The sequence below is a fragment of the Lysinibacillus sp. COL-1 genome (genome assembly GCF_059814265.1).
The window spans coordinates 3,061,922-3,078,121 of sequence record NZ_JCAWSJ010000004.1; the positions used below are offsets into that span (position 1 = coordinate 3,061,922).

Annotated in this window: 16 protein-coding genes; 5 read left to right on the forward strand and 11 right to left on the reverse strand. The window is 39.3% G+C overall.

All coding sequences use genetic code 11. From position 1 onward, the window contains the following. The first annotated feature begins 38 nt into the window (after positions 1 to 38). The gene (locus tag AC6BKE_RS23390) at positions 39 to 1,727 is read left to right on the forward strand and encodes a methyl-accepting chemotaxis protein (RefSeq protein ID WP_271910524.1); all 1,689 of its coding nucleotides are present in this window, start codon (positions 39 to 41) and stop codon (positions 1,725 to 1,727) included. A 74-nt stretch (positions 1,728 to 1,801) separates the two neighbouring features. Here AC6BKE_RS23390 and secDF read toward each other — a convergent pair whose 3' ends face one another. Beyond that, a complete protein-coding gene (secDF, locus tag AC6BKE_RS23395) occupies positions 1,802 to 4,069 on the reverse strand; it encodes a protein translocase subunit SecDF (protein WP_101966519.1) in 2,268 nt (755 codons plus the stop codon). Positions 4,070 to 4,416: 347 nt separating this feature from the next. Then, complete coding sequence (locus tag AC6BKE_RS23400; RefSeq protein ID WP_036124425.1) at positions 4,417 to 4,725, reverse strand: post-transcriptional regulator; 309 nt, start codon at positions 4,723 to 4,725, stop codon at positions 4,417 to 4,419. Between the two features lie 93 nt (positions 4,726 to 4,818). Here AC6BKE_RS23400 and AC6BKE_RS23405 point away from each other — a divergent pair, with 93 nt between their 5' ends. Continuing rightward, positions 4,819 to 6,336 (forward strand): putative polysaccharide biosynthesis protein, encoded by a 1,518-nt coding sequence (locus AC6BKE_RS23405; protein WP_036124428.1) that lies wholly within the window; start codon positions 4,819 to 4,821, stop codon positions 6,334 to 6,336. Here the strand turns inward: AC6BKE_RS23405 and AC6BKE_RS23410 are convergent. Beyond that, positions 6,333 to 6,968 (reverse strand): DUF421 domain-containing protein, encoded by a 636-nt coding sequence (locus AC6BKE_RS23410; protein WP_036124431.1) that lies wholly within the window; start codon positions 6,966 to 6,968, stop codon positions 6,333 to 6,335. The genes AC6BKE_RS23405 and AC6BKE_RS23410 overlap by 4 nt on opposite strands. Before the next feature lie 136 nt (positions 6,969 to 7,104). Between AC6BKE_RS23410 and AC6BKE_RS23415 the strand changes: the two genes are divergently transcribed. Then, entirely contained in the window at positions 7,105 to 7,947 is an 843-nt protein-coding gene (locus AC6BKE_RS23415) for a polysaccharide deacetylase family protein (RefSeq protein WP_101966520.1), read from the forward strand. 74 nt (positions 7,948 to 8,021) lie between these two features. On the opposite strand, the gene yajC is transcribed toward AC6BKE_RS23415, so the two are convergent. Then, a complete protein-coding gene (gene yajC, locus AC6BKE_RS23420; RefSeq protein WP_499858157.1) occupies positions 8,022 to 8,288 on the reverse strand; it encodes a preprotein translocase subunit YajC in 267 nt (88 codons plus the stop codon). A gap of 598 nt (positions 8,289 to 8,886) precedes the next feature. Between yajC and AC6BKE_RS23425 the strand changes: the two genes are divergently transcribed. Further along, the gene (locus AC6BKE_RS23425) at positions 8,887 to 9,009 is read left to right on the forward strand and encodes a hypothetical protein (RefSeq protein ID WP_330493108.1); all 123 of its coding nucleotides are present in this window, start codon (positions 8,887 to 8,889) and stop codon (positions 9,007 to 9,009) included. Positions 9,010 to 9,032: 23 nt separating this feature from the next. Here AC6BKE_RS23425 and tgt read toward each other — a convergent pair whose 3' ends face one another. From tgt to AC6BKE_RS23455, 6 genes are all read right to left on the reverse strand, one after another. Then, a complete protein-coding gene (tgt, locus tag AC6BKE_RS23430) occupies positions 9,033 to 10,178 on the reverse strand; it encodes a tRNA guanosine(34) transglycosylase Tgt (protein ID WP_036124159.1) in 1,146 nt (381 codons plus the stop codon). A gap of 56 nt (positions 10,179 to 10,234) precedes the next feature. Next, complete coding sequence (queA, locus tag AC6BKE_RS23435) at positions 10,235 to 11,275, reverse strand: tRNA preQ1(34) S-adenosylmethionine ribosyltransferase-isomerase QueA (protein ID WP_036124157.1); 1,041 nt, start codon at positions 11,273 to 11,275, stop codon at positions 10,235 to 10,237. A 16-nt stretch (positions 11,276 to 11,291) separates the two neighbouring features. Further along, positions 11,292 to 12,296: a Holliday junction branch migration DNA helicase RuvB gene (gene ruvB, locus AC6BKE_RS23440; RefSeq protein ID WP_036124152.1), complete on the reverse strand. Its 1,005-nt coding sequence runs from the start codon at positions 12,294 to 12,296 to the stop codon at positions 11,292 to 11,294. 18 nt (positions 12,297 to 12,314) lie between these two features. After that, positions 12,315 to 12,935: a Holliday junction branch migration protein RuvA gene (gene ruvA / locus AC6BKE_RS23445; protein ID WP_036124149.1), complete on the reverse strand. Its 621-nt coding sequence runs from the start codon at positions 12,933 to 12,935 to the stop codon at positions 12,315 to 12,317. Between the two features lie 112 nt (positions 12,936 to 13,047). Next, positions 13,048 to 13,926: a phosphotransferase gene (locus tag AC6BKE_RS23450; protein WP_308221982.1), complete on the reverse strand. Its 879-nt coding sequence runs from the start codon at positions 13,924 to 13,926 to the stop codon at positions 13,048 to 13,050. Then, positions 13,916 to 14,953: a LysM peptidoglycan-binding domain-containing protein gene (locus AC6BKE_RS23455; RefSeq protein ID WP_499858158.1), complete on the reverse strand. Its 1,038-nt coding sequence runs from the start codon at positions 14,951 to 14,953 to the stop codon at positions 13,916 to 13,918. The genes AC6BKE_RS23450 and AC6BKE_RS23455 overlap by 11 nt, the downstream gene beginning before the upstream one ends. A gap of 141 nt (positions 14,954 to 15,094) precedes the next feature. On the opposite strand from AC6BKE_RS23455, the gene AC6BKE_RS23460 reads away from it, so the two are divergent. Then, positions 15,095 to 15,628, forward strand: a complete 534-nt coding sequence (locus tag AC6BKE_RS23460; protein WP_036124139.1) for a transcription repressor NadR — start codon at positions 15,095 to 15,097, stop codon at positions 15,626 to 15,628. 175 nt (positions 15,629 to 15,803) lie between these two features. On the opposite strand, the gene AC6BKE_RS23465 is transcribed toward AC6BKE_RS23460, so the two are convergent. After that, positions 15,804 to 16,196, reverse strand: coding sequence for a thiol-disulfide oxidoreductase DCC family protein (locus AC6BKE_RS23465; RefSeq protein ID WP_036124137.1), 393 nt, complete (start codon positions 16,194 to 16,196; stop codon positions 15,804 to 15,806). Between the last annotated feature and the right edge of the window lie 4 nt (positions 16,197 to 16,200).

Below are 16,200 nucleotides of genomic sequence, written 5' to 3' on the forward strand. Positions count from 1 at the left end.
AATTTTTTCCATATAATATATAGAAAGTAGGAACGTATATGTCCGTTCGCAAAAAATTAAATTTAGGCTTCATTTCTTTAACCTGTTTACTACTCATTTCAAGCATCTTATCATTTCTTCAATTCAAAACAACACAAAATGATTTAGAGGAAGTATTGAAGCATCGTATTGTTCAAATTCAATTAACGGAGAATATACAGCAACAACTTGCGTCTCAAGGTTTATTTTTACGCTCCTATGTTTTAAATAATAAGGATGAAGCAGCTCGGGATAATTTAGAGCGTTATCACAAACTTTTACCTGAAACAGTTCAAGAACTTTCTGGTCTTGTTCGCTCTGATTATACAAAAGATATTATGCAACAAGTCACTGCATTACAAAACGAGTTACTAGCCTCTTCAGCGAAAGCCTTGCAGACGTTTAATAGTGGCAATACGGATTTAGCTCTCACTTACATAAATAACGATGTCACAAAATACAATAAGGAAATCTTCAAGCTAACAACTGATTTATTAGCTTATCATGATGAGCAGCTTCAAAAGGTCGATCAAGAAGTAAATCATACCGTTTCACGTGCTCTTATTATTTCCATTAGTCTACTAATTGCTAGTATTATTATTGGTATATATTTTATGTATTTTGTTAAAAACTCCATTGTTCAGCCATTACGGAAGGTCACTGAAGCAGCAGACACATTAGCACAAGGAGATTTAACAATCGCTGAGCTTGACCATCAGACAAAAGATGAAATTGGCATACTTGCGGGTGCAGTCAATACATTAAAACAAAGTCTAGCTGGTCTGATGACGAACATTCAAGACAGTGCATCCCATTTATCAGCTGTCTCTGAAGAGCTTACTGCGAGCACAGAGGAAGTAACGGTAACATCCGATGATATTGCACAAAGAATTCAAGAAAACGCAACATCGCTCACTTCTTCCGCTCGTACCTCGCAGCAAAGTGCTCTGGCAATGGATGAAACAGCAGCAGGTGTTCAACGCATTGCTGAGGCGACACATAGTCTTCACCACAATGCAGAGAGTATGCGCCAACTAGCCCATACAGGAGGAGCAACGATTTCAACAGCGGAAGAACAAATGAATATCATTTCTGTGGCTACCTCTGAAATTGCCACATTGACTCAAAAGCTAAGTAAGCAATCGGAAGAAATTGGACAAATTACAACTGTCATTACAGCCATTTCAGAACAAACAAATTTACTTGCTCTCAATGCGGCCATTGAAGCAGCAAGAGCTGGAGAACATGGTAAAGGCTTTGCCGTTGTAGCTGATGAAGTACGTAAACTAGCAGAGGAATCCAATCAATCTGCTAATCAAATTGTTGCCATTACGAGGGAAATCCTAACAGATACGCGCAATGTGGCTAATGCAGTGGACCATGGCTTAGCTTCTGTACAGGACGGCGTGTCTAAAATTCACGAGGCAGGAGATGCTTTCTACTCTATTACCTCAGCGGTCACAGCCTTTACAGAGCAAATTGAAGAAATATCTGCCACATCCGAAGAAATTTCAGCAAGTGCCGAGCAGGTTGCCGCCTCTGTCACCGAAACAGCCAATGTTTCAAATCAATCAGCTAGCAATTCTCAACTGATTGCAGAGTCTGTTGACGAACAAGTGGCGACAATGCAGCAAGTGAATGCGGTTGCTGAGGAATTAAGTCAGAATGCGCAACAGCTCCAAGAAGTCCTTCAGCAATTTAAATTATAAATACACTCGGCAATCTCGCCTACAAAAAAGCAGGGAATAGAAAACGAATCGTTTTCTATTCCCTGCTTACTAAATTATACTGTAGGTTCGTCAGTTCCCCATTGTTTTTTCTCTTTCTTGAGTAGCTTTCCATCTGATTTTTTCATTTCACGAATTTTTAATGAATACCAGATTTGAGCGGCGATACAGATAGAAGAATACATACCTGTAATTAAACCAATCAATAAAGCGATAGAGAAGTTTTGAATAGATGGTGCACCAAAAATTAATAGGGATACAACAACGATAATAACAGTTAACACTGTATTAACAGAACGTCCCATCGTTTGGCGTAGCGATTTATTCACAATATTTGCCAATATTTCACGGTCATTAATGGTATCATATCGATCTAAGTTTTCACGCATACGGTCAAAGGTAACGATTGTATCATTAATAGAATAACCAACAATTGTTAAAACAGCCGCAATAAACGTAATATCTACCTCTAAACGCATGAAACTAAACACAGCAACAATTAAGAATACATCATGCAGAAGCGAAACAATTGCCCCGACCCCCATGCGCCATTCAAAGCGAATCGCCACATAAATGATAATACCTAGTGCTGCAAGAGATAATGCCTTAATGGCATTTTTCACAAGTTCCTTACCAACAGTAGGAGATACTGTACTTACAGTAGGTTTATGACCATATTCCTCAGTTGTTTCTTTTTGGAATTTTAAAATATCTGCTTGAGATAAATCGGTTTTATAACGTACAACCGCTGAGGTACTCTTTTCTCCTGAAAGAACTACATCTTCCGAAGGGAAGCCGATACTATCAACATATTTTTCCACTGCTTCTTTTGTTAATGTTTGATCTGCTTCAATTTGAATACGTGTACCACTTGAGAAATCAATACCAAGGTTTAGACGGAAAATACCAAGAACAACTAAACCAGCCACTAAAATAGCTAATGAGAATGTATAGAATTTCTTACGATTGTGTACAAAGTCAAAGCGATCAAATTTCGTTGATAAATCTAATGCACCAATATTTTCATCCAGACTATGTTGTTTTGATTTCGCAATACCATACCAGGCTGGATTATTGAAATAGCCACTGTTCACAAGTAAACCTAATAGTACACGTGAGCCCCACACTGCTGTTAAGAAGCTCAATAAAATACTAATGATTAATGTTGTAGCGAATCCTTTAACAGAGCTTGTCCCAAAGTAGAATAGTACACCTGCTGCTAATAATGTAGTTAGCTGTGCATCAACAATGGCTGATAAAGATTGTTTAGAGCCTAGTAGGAAGGCTTGCTTCGCCGAGTAGCCGACACGTAATTCTTCTCGAATACGTTCTGCTGCTAAAATATTGGCATCTACTGCCATTCCTATACCAAGCACAATGGCTGCTATACCAGGAAGCGTTAAGACTGCATTAATCCAATCAAATACAACCAGTACTAGGAATGTAAATACACCAAGTGTGATGATCGAAATAAAGCCTGGTAAACGATAGTAGAATAGCATAAATAAGAAAATGATTACTACGCCAACAATACCAGCGAAAATAGTGCTTTTCAGTGCTTCATCACCAAATTGAGCACCCACAGAAGTTGAATAAATTTCATCAAGTTTAACAGGTAATGCCCCTGCATTTAAAATACCTGATAGATTTTTTGTTTCTTCAACAGAGAAATTACCACTTATCATTACATCTGTTGTATTTAATGTTTGAGAAACTGTTGCTGCAGATGCATAGCGAGGCTTCGCTTTCTGTGATTCCGCTTTATAAGAATCAACACCCTCTTCGAAGTCTAACCATACAACCAATAAATTTTGTCCTGCGGGTTTCGCAGCAATCTTACTTGTTACATCAGCAAATTTTTTCGCATCTTTTAATTTTAGCGAAACAATTGGGCGATTTTGTTGGTCAAAGGAAGCACTTGCTCCATTTTCTTTTAGATCATCTCCATCTAATAATAAATTATCATCAACATCACGGAATGTTAAATTCGCAGAAGTAGACAATAACTTACGTGCAGATTCTTGATCTTCAACACCTGCTAATTGCACACGGATTCGGTTTTCTCCCTCAACTTGAATGCTAGGTTCACTTACCCCAATAGCATTTACACGGTTGCCAAGAGCTGTTGCCGTAGCAGTGACGATTTCAGGTGTAATTTTTTGACCATCTTTTAATTCATTTACCTCGTAAAGTACTTCAAACCCGCCCTGTAAGTCAAGACCAAGCTTGATGTCCTTTAAGACGCCGTTTACAGTCGTACTAATTCCTGCTGCGAAAAGCACTAGAATTAATAGGAATGCAACTATACGACTTTTTAGTTTCATCAATAAATCCTCCTCGAATTGGTGTAAGGGCTGTCCTTACACGCCAAACAAGTAACTAGCAATACCTTTTGAAACGTTTAATCCTCCTTTTCCTTTAGAATCGTGTTACCTGTGCCTCAAAAAGGTTGCTCTACTTATTCAATCGTTCATAACGCGCAAGTTTATCTTTGTATTATTAGGTACTAGCCTTCCAAATGCAAGTAAAAGAGCATTCAAGACTTATGTAAGTAAAAACTTATTCAAAATAAAAACAGCGCAACACACTTATTATGAAACAGGTTGCGCTTGGTGTCAATTCAACACATTTAGGATTCTTTGAAATATTGTAAAATTTGACACATCCTTGATTACGTTCTAACTGGACCAAGCAGTAATTGTAATTCTTCCATACCTACTTCTTCAAACCAATTATTACTTTGTAAAAACTCTACTTGATTAAATGAGACAATATCAGATGGTGATACCGCAAAAATGGTCGCAATCACCTCATGTAAACGTAGCTGTTCGATTTTCTTTTTACGCCATTTTTTTTCAATACAGTAGCGCCAAAGTTCTTCCGCCGTAATGGCATCATATTGATAATGTTTGAACTCTGCCATCTTACTATCAATTGCCGGACGGATTTTTTCAAATAGTTGCTCATATTGCATACTCATTTTGAATCATCTCCAATCAAAGTCGTAACGTAAGACATGTTTGCATACAAATAGTGTAAATGAATTTTTGCGGCTTGAGAAGGGACGGATGGCATGAGTTCTTTTGTAAGAGGTACATTATTTTTAATGTTCGTGATTTTTTTATCTAAACTTTTTGGCTTCTTTTATAGAATGCAATTTATGCGTATTGCTGGTGAAGAGGCTGTCGGCATTTATATGACCGTCTATCCAGCATTTATTTTCTTTATCTCACTCATTCAACTTGGACTACCTATCGCTGTAGCTAAAATCGTGGCAGAATTACTAGCAAAAAATAAGCGCGAAAACATCTTTGGTGTCATGCGTACGGCCATTCTTTGGTCATTCATAGGTATGATCATTTTTATGCCACTCGTTGCACTCACAATACCATATATTTCGACGACGCTCTTACATAATGAACAGACAACATTTACGCTATGGATTGCACTCTTTGCTGTACCTGTGTCCGTTGGATCTGGGTTATTACGTGCTTATTTACAGGGTGTAGCTAAAATTACCCCAACTGCTTGGGCTCAAATGATTGAGCAAATTGTCCGAATTAGCTTCATTACGTTAATGCTGCCTTATGTGGCTAATTACAATAATGCGGCTGTTACTGCTGCTGCTGCAATGGGTATTACACTTCTTGCTGAGGTTGTAGCATTCCTCTATTTATGGCTACATTATATCGTTTCGAAAAAGAGACTATTGACGCGTAAAACTAAAATCGAAGGCTACCCTGCATCACCTATGCTACGTATTGCCCTTCCCTCTGCGGGCAGTAAGCTGTTTGGTTCTTTCACTTGGTTTTTAGAACCGATTATCTTTTTAAAAGCTTTGACAGTTGCAGGTTTAACCGCTTCTGCTGCTACTATTTTATATGGTGTCATCTCTGGTGTTTTAGTACCCTTACTATTGTTTCCAGCTTTTGTATCAACAGCCTTATCCATTGTACTAATTCCAGCTGTGAGTGATGCCGTCGCTCGACAGCACATCCCGCTGTTACAAGAGCGAATTTCGGTCTCCCTAAGATTATCTTCCTTAGTAGGCTGCTTTGCTGCTACGTATTTCTTTGTACATGGTGATGAATTAGCTATGAAGCTCTTCCATCTAGAAGAAAATCGAGGGTACGTTAAAATTTTAGCACCAATTTTTTATTTTTATTATATTCAAAGCCCACTCCATTCTATCTTACAAGCGATTGGTGAAGCTAAAGCTGCTATGATGAACTCCATCTATGGTGGACTCGGTAAATTATTTGTGATGTTTGTACTAGCCTCTCAACCTGGCATTCAGGAAAAAGGAGCCGTCGTAGCTATTGGCTTTGGTGTTTTACTGACGTCCTTCCTGCATATCGCAACTGTTAGACAAAGAAAAAACCTACGTGCTGGCTTCAGAATGTTTGTCGTACCTTATAGTTGCTTTATTGCCGTTTGTGTCGCACAGTATTTTCTTATTCCAATCTTATCACTACCATTTATTTTGAGCAGTGGTGTTACATTATTTTTACTGTTTACTTTTTTATTATTTACCAATCAGTTACGAATCACTGATTTCCGCTACATCAAAAAATTAGCGAAGAAGGTTTAAGATTCTTTTAATTGGATGTGGAGCTTATGGTCTTCCCAAATACAAAAAAATACCGTTTCACTGTTTGTTATATTGTTTTTAGCTAGCTCACCCATTAACCAATCCACATCTTTATGCATGGTCAATAAATGTCTTTCTTGAATATCGCCATCGATAATAAGTGGATACACGAAAGCTTTTTCATCTTTTTTATAGATGGAAAGATTGCCTGATGGCTCTAAATAGGCAAATGCCACATCTGTCACTGATGCAACGCCATTTTCTCGTAATTGCTGACATAAATCATCTAAATTATAGCGGTGTTTTCGCATCTCACTCTCTAAAATAACACCATCTTTTACTAATAAAGCTGGGTCACCATCCACTAAATCTCGTATTTTTTTGAACTTTAACGATAAGTAAGCACTTAAAATTTGAATAAAGAGCAAAATAATGATAGGTAGTATGGCATTAAAGAGAGGATTTTTAAAGTCATCTAGCGCAAAAGCAGCAACTTCTGCAATCAATACAAATACAACCAAATCTATGACTGATAATTCTCCTACTTCTCGTTTACCCATTAAACGGAAAACAATGATAATAAACACATATAAAAAACAAGTTCGAAAAATAATATGGTAATATTCTTCCATAAAAACACCCCCATACTATCAAAGTGACCTTACTTATTGTTTTTTATACAATTTTCAAGGAATAGTCTCCACTTGTTCGTACACAATAACAAAGAACAAAATGCTTAACGACTATAAAAACAAACAAGGTGAGAACATGACAAGGAAAATAATTGTTTTCGTTGTTGTTTATATGCTGCTGTTGCTAATAAGCTCCTCCCCTATTTACGGATACCAAGAGCCGGAAATACCGGTTCTTATGTATCATCATTTAGAGGAACATATAAATAATACTACAGTTATTTCACCCGAAAATTTTGAAAATCAAATGAGGGCGCTGAAAGGTGCAGGATATCATACCATTTCTGTTCAGCAATTATATGATTACTTAAATGGGCAAACGCCATTACCTCCAAAGCCTATATTAATTACGTTTGATGATGGGTATTTAAGCAATTATGAAAAAGCATACCCTGTTTTAAAAAAATACGATATGCATGCAGAAATCTTTGTGATTGCAAGCCGAATCCTAGAAAATGATGAAAAAATTCAACAGCCAAAAGAAATTCCAAAGATGAGCTGGGAGCAGTTAAAGGAAATGAAGGATTATATGACAGTTCAGAGTCACACATGGGATTTGCATTATAAATTACCTTCAGAAAACGGTAGGCTAAATGGTGCGGTATATGGACCAGGTTTTGTAGACGGACAACTTGAAAGTTATCATGCATACGAAGAAAGAGTTAGAAATGATTTTATTCGCTCACGAAAAATAATAAAAGAAAAACTTGGCTATGAGCCCATTGCTATTAGCTATCCTTACGGCATTCATTCACCATCCACCATAAAATTAGCAAAAGAAGCTGGTTTTAAGATGGCCTTTGTTATTCAAAATAAACATGTGAAAAGGGGCGATTCTCTGTTTACGTTAAGCAGAATAACTGTAAACGGCAAAGATTCTGGTGAAGTATTGATCCATAAAATAAAAACAGCTAACTAGCCATGAGTTCGCTTCATGTGTAAAAAAAGACTTACAACATAGCTAATGCCCTATTGTAAGCCTTTTCTCTTTTGTTACTGATTGCCATTAACAATTCGCCCAATTGCTTGACGGTCAAATTTCACTCGTACATTGTCAGCGATTTTTAACGTCACTGCTGTGTCCTCAATCGCATCTACGACACCATGTAGACCACCGATTGTAATGACTTTATCTCCACGTTGCAAACTACTTTGCATATTTTGTGTTTCCTGCTGTCTTTTTTTAGCTGGACGGATTAAGATAAACCACATTGCAACGAACATTAATAATATTGGCGCTAATCCTAATAATTGATCCATAATATATCTTGCCCCCTTTCCAAATCTCACTTTTTTAGTATAGACTATTCCACCAATAAAAAGCGATGGACAAGCCAAAAAATTTTCTCAATTACTAATATTTTTTCTATGATTGACATTATTTTGCTAGAAATATTCACTTTTTACAAAGATTTGAATGCTTTTACAAAACGATTGCCATAGTATAAGGACATTAGGCACTGCCTAATGTCCTTTCATAGTGTTGAAAAACAAAACCATCCATAGAATTTATATGAAAGGTGAAAAAGGATTTCCGTTGCAGGCTACTTGCTTTCCTGTGGGCGAGCGCCGAGCTATCCCACGGGAGTCAAGTAGCCTTCCACTCCAATCCATAAAAATGTTTCTGTTTAGCAAAGATCTTCAAATAAAGTGAAGGTATTCATTACTCTTTATGGAGGGTGTTGTCACTCATCACTTCTCCACATTGAAAATAAGAGGCTATCCTTTCTCTAATCATACAAATACGGCTCGTATGAAAGATAAGGAAAAGACATTTTTGCAGAATGGTTGATTGGAGTGGAGCCAGTGTCACTCCTAGGGGATTTAGCGTCATAGAGGAGACCCTGGAGCGAACGCAGTGAGTGAAGCGGCTCATCTGACGCCCCCTGGAAAGGACGCTGGTGGAACGGAAATCAACCCCTCGCCTTACAAAATTGCTTATTATGCCGTTGACATTACCTTTTTTATTTCGATTCAGTAACATAAAATGAAAGGCGTAATGGCTTAAAAGTTCTTAGCATTTGGCCCATTGAAGCCATATTTTTCAAAGAATTCTTCTCGGAAATCACCAAGGCGGTCTTGACGAATGGCTTCACGCACTTGTTCCATCAGCTTCAATAGGAAATGTAGATTATGATAAGACGTTAAACGAATACCAAACGTTTCTTCCGTACGGATAAGGTGTCGAACATAAGCACGAGAATAGTTTTTACATGTATAGCAATCACAATTCGGATCAATTGGACCAAAATCACGTGCATACTTAGCATTTTTCACCACTAGACGGCCTTCAGATGTCATTAGTGTACCATTACGCGCAATACGTGTTGGCAGCACACAGTCAAACATATCAATCCCACGAATTGCTCCATCAATTAAAGAATCTGGTGAGCCAACCCCCATTAAATAACGTGGTTTATTTTCAGGCATCATTGGCGTCGTAAATTCTAACACTCGGTTCATCACATCTTTCGGTTCACCAACAGATAATCCACCAATTGCGTAGCCTGGGAAATCTAATTCCACTAATGCTTCTGCTGAACGACGGCGTAAATCCTCATACTCTCCGCCTTGGATGATCCCAAACAAACCTTGCTCCTCTGGACGCTTATGCGCTTCTTTACAGCGTTTTGCCCAACGTGTTGTACGATCAACTGATTGCAGCATATAATCATGTGTCGCAGGAAATGGTGGACATTCATCGAACGCCATCATAATGTCAGACCCTAAATCATTTTGAATTTCCATTGCTTTTTCAGGGCTTAAAAATAGCTTATCTCCATTAAGGTGATTACGGAAATGAACGCCTTCCTCCTCAATTTTACGGAATTGACTTAGGGAGAACACTTGGAAACCACCTGAATCCGTTAAAATAGGACGATCCCAGTTCATAAATTTATGGAGTCCGCCTGCTTCCTTGACAATATCATTGCCTGGACGAAGCCATAAATGGTACGTATTGGACAAAATGATCCCAGCATTCATTTCTTTTAATTCCTCTGGCGACATCGTTTTAACAGTTGCTTGTGTGCCCACTGGCATGAATGCTGGTGTTTCAAAGGAGCCATGTGGTGTATGGACGATGCCAAGACGTGCTCCTGTTTGTTTACAAGTATGAAGTAATTCATATCGAATTGCTGGTTGTGTCATAAACTAAAAATCCTCTCTTATCTGAAGTAAAAACAGTACTTCGATTATATCCACTATTATTTTTTCGGACGTATAAACATCGCATCTCCAAAACTAAAGAAGCGATATTTTTCCTCCACTGCTTGCTGATAGGCACTTAAAATAGTTTCTCGAGTAGCTAGCGTACTAACAAGCATGACAAGTGTTGATTTCGGTAAATGGAAGTTTGTAATTAACCCATCCACCACCGTAAAGTTGTAGCCTGGATAAATGAAAATAGACGTCCAACCTTGTTCTGCTCGCACTTCCCCCTCATATTTAGAGCCAATTGTCTCCAATGTACGTGTAGAGGTTGTCCCAACAGCTATGACCTTGCCGCCGTTTTGCTTAACACGATTAATCGTATCTGCCGCTTGTTCGGTCACACTATAGAATTCAGCGTGCATTTCATGGTTTTCAATCGAATCCACACTAACAGGACGGAAAGTGCCGAGACCCACATGTAGCGTGATAAAGACCACTTCTACACCTTTCGCTTTTACCTGCTCTAATAATTGCTCCGTGAAATGCAGTCCCGCTGTTGGTGCTGCAGCTGAGCCACGTTCTTTGGCATAAACCGTTTGGTAACGATCCTTGTCCTCAAGTTTTTCACGAATATATGGAGGCAACGGCATTTCACCAAGTTGCTCTAATATTTCATAAAAGATGCCATCATAATGAAAGTCAAATGTACGTCCGCCATGTTCAAGCTCTCCTGTACAAGTAGCTGTTAATAAACCTTCACCAAATGTGATAACAGTTCCTACTTTTACACGCTTAGCTGGTTTTACAAGTGTTTCCCACTCATCTGTACCAGCTAATTGCTTTAATAACAATACTTCTATATGTGCACCTGTTTCCTCTTTCACACCCATTAAGCGAGCAGGTAAGACTCTTGTATCATTTAATACGAGACAATCTCCAGCATGTAGCTCATCTAAAACGTGAGCAAAATGGTGGTGCTCTACTTTAGTAGCGCCAGGTGTAACAACCATTAAGCGGCTCGCAGTACGATCAATTAATGGCGTTTGAGCAATAAGCTCCTCTGGTAATTCAAAATCAAAATCTTCTACACGCATGAAAAAACTTCCTTCTTTATGTTTGTTGTGGATACTCATATCCAAAATGTTCGTAGGCTAAATGTGTGGCAACTCTTCCCCGTGGTGTACGTTGAATAAGGCCAATTTGCATCAAATAAGGTTCATATACATCCTCTATCGTAACCCGTTCCTCACCAATCGATGCCGCAAGCGTATCTAAGCCCACTGGACCGCCTTGGAAGCGCTCAATCATGTTCGTTACAAGTTTATGGTCGATATGATCAAGCCCTCTAGGATCAACTTGTAACAGCTCTAGCGCTTGCTGTGCAAGACCCTCCGTTATCATACCATCTCCAAGCACTTGTGCATAATCTCGTACTCGTTTTAATAGACGATTCGCAATTCGAGGTGTTCCGCGTGAGCGTCTCGCCATTTCCATTGCCGCTACTTGCTCAATTTTCACCTCAAATAAATGAGCACTTCGCACCACAATTTCAGCAAGTGAACGATCATCATAATATTCTAAGCGTAGTAACACACCAAAGCGATCCCTTAAAGGGGCTGATAAGGCGCCAGCTCTTGTTGTAGCACCTACAAGGGTAAAGGGAGGTAAATCAAGGCGTACAGAACGTGCTTCTGGACCTTTCCCCACCACAATATCTAAACAGAAGTCCTCCATTGCTGGATATAGCACTTCTTCAATGGCACGGGAGAGTCGATGAATTTCATCTATAAATAAAACGTCCCCAGGCTCAAGTGAACTTAAAATAGCTGCTAAATCCCCTGGGCGCTCAATTGCAGGGCCACTCGTCATGCGTACATTGACATTCATCTCATTCGCAATAACAGCAGCTAATGTCGTTTTACCAAGTCCCGGAGGTCCATATAACAGCACATGGTCTAAACTTTCTTGGCGAAGCTTTGCCGCTTCAATGAATATTTGTAAGTTTTCCTTCACTTTATGTTGCCCAATATACTGCGTTAATTTTTGAGGGCGTAAAGATAATTCAAACTGCTCATCATAGCTACCTGCCTCACTTGCCATCATACGTTCAGACATGCACCTTCCCTCCTTTCCTTATTTTATTTTTAGCAATAGTTGCAATGCTTGTTTCATAAAGGCATCTGTCGTTTCCAGCTTGTCGTTGTCCTCAAGCTGTGGACGAATTTTTTCGAGCTCTTTTTCAGAATAACCAAGTGCCATTAACGCTAGTATAGCTTCTTCTAGCTCATGCTTATAAGGATTCACACCAAACAATGGTAGCTCATGTTCTGCACTAGGAAGCTCCAATGTATCTAATAACGAACCTAGCTTGCCCTTCAAATCAAGAATCATTTGACGTGCCGTTTTTTTCCCAACCCCAGGGAACTTCACTAAAAACGCTTCGTCCTCCCGCTCAATGGCACTAATAACCTGTTGCGGATTCCCAGTAGCTAAAATCGCTAGAGCCCCCTTTGGCCCTATGCCAGATACTAATATTAGCTTTCGAAATAGCTCACGTTGATCTAGATTAGGGAAACCATATAAAACTTGTGCATCCTCTCGTACATGCAAATGAACATATATCTGTTGCTCTAGGGCTGATGTGCGGAATGCAAACGGATTGGGCGTATGAAGTTGCCAGCCAATACCATGTTGTTCTAATACTATAAACTCAGGTGTAATACGAGTTACTTGTCCTTTTAAATAATCATACATCTATAATCCCTCACAATCATCGTCTTCGATTATAGCATATAGCGAACGAATGCTCGACAAAAAGTAGTGGCAAAAGTGCTGTTGCCAAACAAAAATGACCGCCAAATGACGGTCATTTTTTAACAAATCTATCAATATCGTACCACAGTTTTGGCCAATAGGTGAGGGCTCGTTTTGTGAATGGCACTAAATAATCTAAAAATACTAGCTGTTGCTCTAGTGGTAAATCCACTGCAAAAAGCCATTCTCGTAATAGCTCATTCGGATATTTCAAACGATGGAGCTTTCTTTTATCCAGTCGTTTCAGCTCAGGTAATTCGGCAAAAATTTTCCCAAGATCATAATCAACAGCAGGTAATACACGATGCAACCATAAAATATATTCATCATCTGCTTCGCCAAGATGTGCTAAATCAAAATCAATTAAACGTAATTGTCCATCAGAGCACCATAAAAAATTATGATGAACCACATCCCCATGTAATAGTGTGATTTCTTTTTCAGGCGCATCCTCTAATGCAATCAGTTGTAAAGATTTATCACTATAATGCACAATTTGATCAATTTCTTCTTTTGTTAAAAAAGCTCGAAACTCATTTCTTCTACTTTTAAAACGCATATGACGCATTTGCCATTTTAAAAGCTGCGAGTAGGTATGCAAGCCTGGCACTCGCTGCCAAGCTATTTTTTTATGTGTATCATGTAAAGCTATTAATAATTTAAGAGATTCTTCGCGATCTTTTTTATATGCAAAGTTAGCACCATGGCTTCCTTCTTGCCATACTTGCACAATTAACTGCTCATCATCACTCTGGACCAATGGTAAGATCAGAGAAGGCTCCATGCGTCCTAACTGGCGATGAATTGCTCTCACCTTCTCTGCAATTTCCACTTGCTTCGCTCGTTTGACAAAATAATGATTCGATTCATACTTATATTTCCAAATGTTTGACTTTAACTCTTCTACAATATACGCTTTTTCACCATCGATAAGGCGTCATCCCGCCTGGGAAATAGTGCGGTGACATCCATTGTCCCCCTGCTGGTGGGCACGGCGGTGGACAATGTGTCGGACATGGTGGTGGCGGACAATGACAAGGATCCATTTGCCATGTAGGCATCATCATTGGTTGTTGATGACAGCCACAGGATTGACCCATGTTCATATCAGGCATCATCATTGGCTGTGTACCACAGCCACAAGATTGACCCATATTCATATCAGGCATCATATCCATTTGTGGCTTCATTTGCTGATCCTGTGTATGGAAGAATGGTGATGTAGACTCTAAAAAGTCTTCCATCCCACCTACTTTATGATCTGGCATGTCACAAGACATTGGCTGTTGTGGCATCGTATAATGCTCGACCTGAGGTTGCATTGGCATCATCGGCCACCACATTTGATGATAGATCGGTTGATGACAACTTGAGCAATGTGGGACAGCAGGCATTTGTGGCATGATATGCATCGGTGGCTGTGGCGCTGGTTGTGGCATTGGCTTCGGTTGAGCTACAGGTGGTGGTGTAGGTGCTGGCGGTGGTGGCTGTATTTGTACAGGTGGTGTTGTAACATTTTGCTCCATTTGTGGCATCACCAATTGTTGGTGCCAATTCATTTCCACAGGCTGCGGTACCCACATCGGTTGTTGTGGCATTTGCATAGGCATTGGCATCGGTATTGGAATCGGAATCATTTGTGGTTCTGGCATTGGCATAGGAGCTGGTGGTGGCGGTACAATAGGCGGCGGTGGTGGCATCGGTCGCTGTACCTCTTTTTTAGGACTTTCCTTCGGTGCCTCCTTATGCACTTGTGTTTCCTTTTTCGGCATTTCTTTATGTGATTCTCTATGCGGCTCTTTGTTTATTTTTTCAGGCAATATAATTTCCATACCTGGAACAATATAATCTGGGTTGGCAAGATGGACATTGAGCCGCTTCAAATCTTCAAACGAAATGCCGTACTCTTTCGCAATCTTCCACAAGGTGTCTCCCTTTTGAACAATATGAATACGCAATTTTTTCCTCCCTTCCTCTCTACGTATCATATGTTCAATGTTTCATTTGGATACAAAAATTTCAGCAAGTTAGAAATGCTTCATGGTACACTAAAACATAAGGAATGCTGATTCCTTTATTATGAGCAGAGGTGAACTCTTATGAAAAAAATGTTAGGCGAAGAACGCCGACTGCAACTTTTAGCGCAATTAAAAAACAGTAAAGCACCTATAACTGGGACAGACTTGGCTAAGTTCGCCAATGTTTCTAGACAAGTTATCGTCAATGATATGACTCTATTAAAGGCAAGAAATGAGCCCATTATTGCCACAAGCCAGGGCTATCTTTATATGCATCAGGAACAATTACAGCAAACCGTTGAACGTACGTTCCCTTGCTTGCATACCTCAGAGCAAACAGAGGATGAATTAATGATCATTGTCGATTGTGGTGGTACTGTCAAAAATGTTATTGTAGAACATCCAATATATGGTGAACTTACTGCCTCCATTATGGTATCAAATCGCCATGAAGTGAAACAGTTTATCGAACGTGTCAATGCCACACAGGCCAATTATTTATCCGCCCTTACTGGTGGCATTCATCTGCATGTCATCTCTGCACCCTCTGTTGAAGTTTTAACTTTAATTGAACAAGCCTTACAAAAAAAGGGCTACTTAGTGTCAGATCAATAAATAGCAAAAGCACCGTATGATATCCTTTTTCATACGGTGCTTTCTGTTTTGATTGCAAATGTTATGCTTCTGATTGGACGCTTGAGCGACAGTATTTCTTTTCTCTTCGCGAGTATTTTGATCCTGAGCGAAAGTATTTTTCCACTCTCTGCGGATATTATAAACCCGTGCGCTACTAGGAAAGAAATCGTTGCCGTTGAGAAGGTGTGGGCAATAAGCATTCACTTTTTTGACCAAATAAACGATAGCGTTGTTTAGCAAATAATCGATACAGCGCATTACGGATAATGGGGGGAACAAGAATCAAGGCATAGAAGCAAGGCCACAGTCCATCCAATTTCCTGCATATGTTTAATGCTGCGGTAGATTCCAGCGAGACGTTCCCTTGTTCAATCAGAATCACACTATCTATATTCTTTGGTATATTGTACTGATTGAGCAATGCTTGGCCGATATCACTTTGAAGTGACGCAAATTGAAAATAGCCAGCTTCATCGTGTTTGATAATAAATTGAACAGTGCTATCACAAAAATTACAGATACCATCAAATAAAATGATGCCTGCCATTACC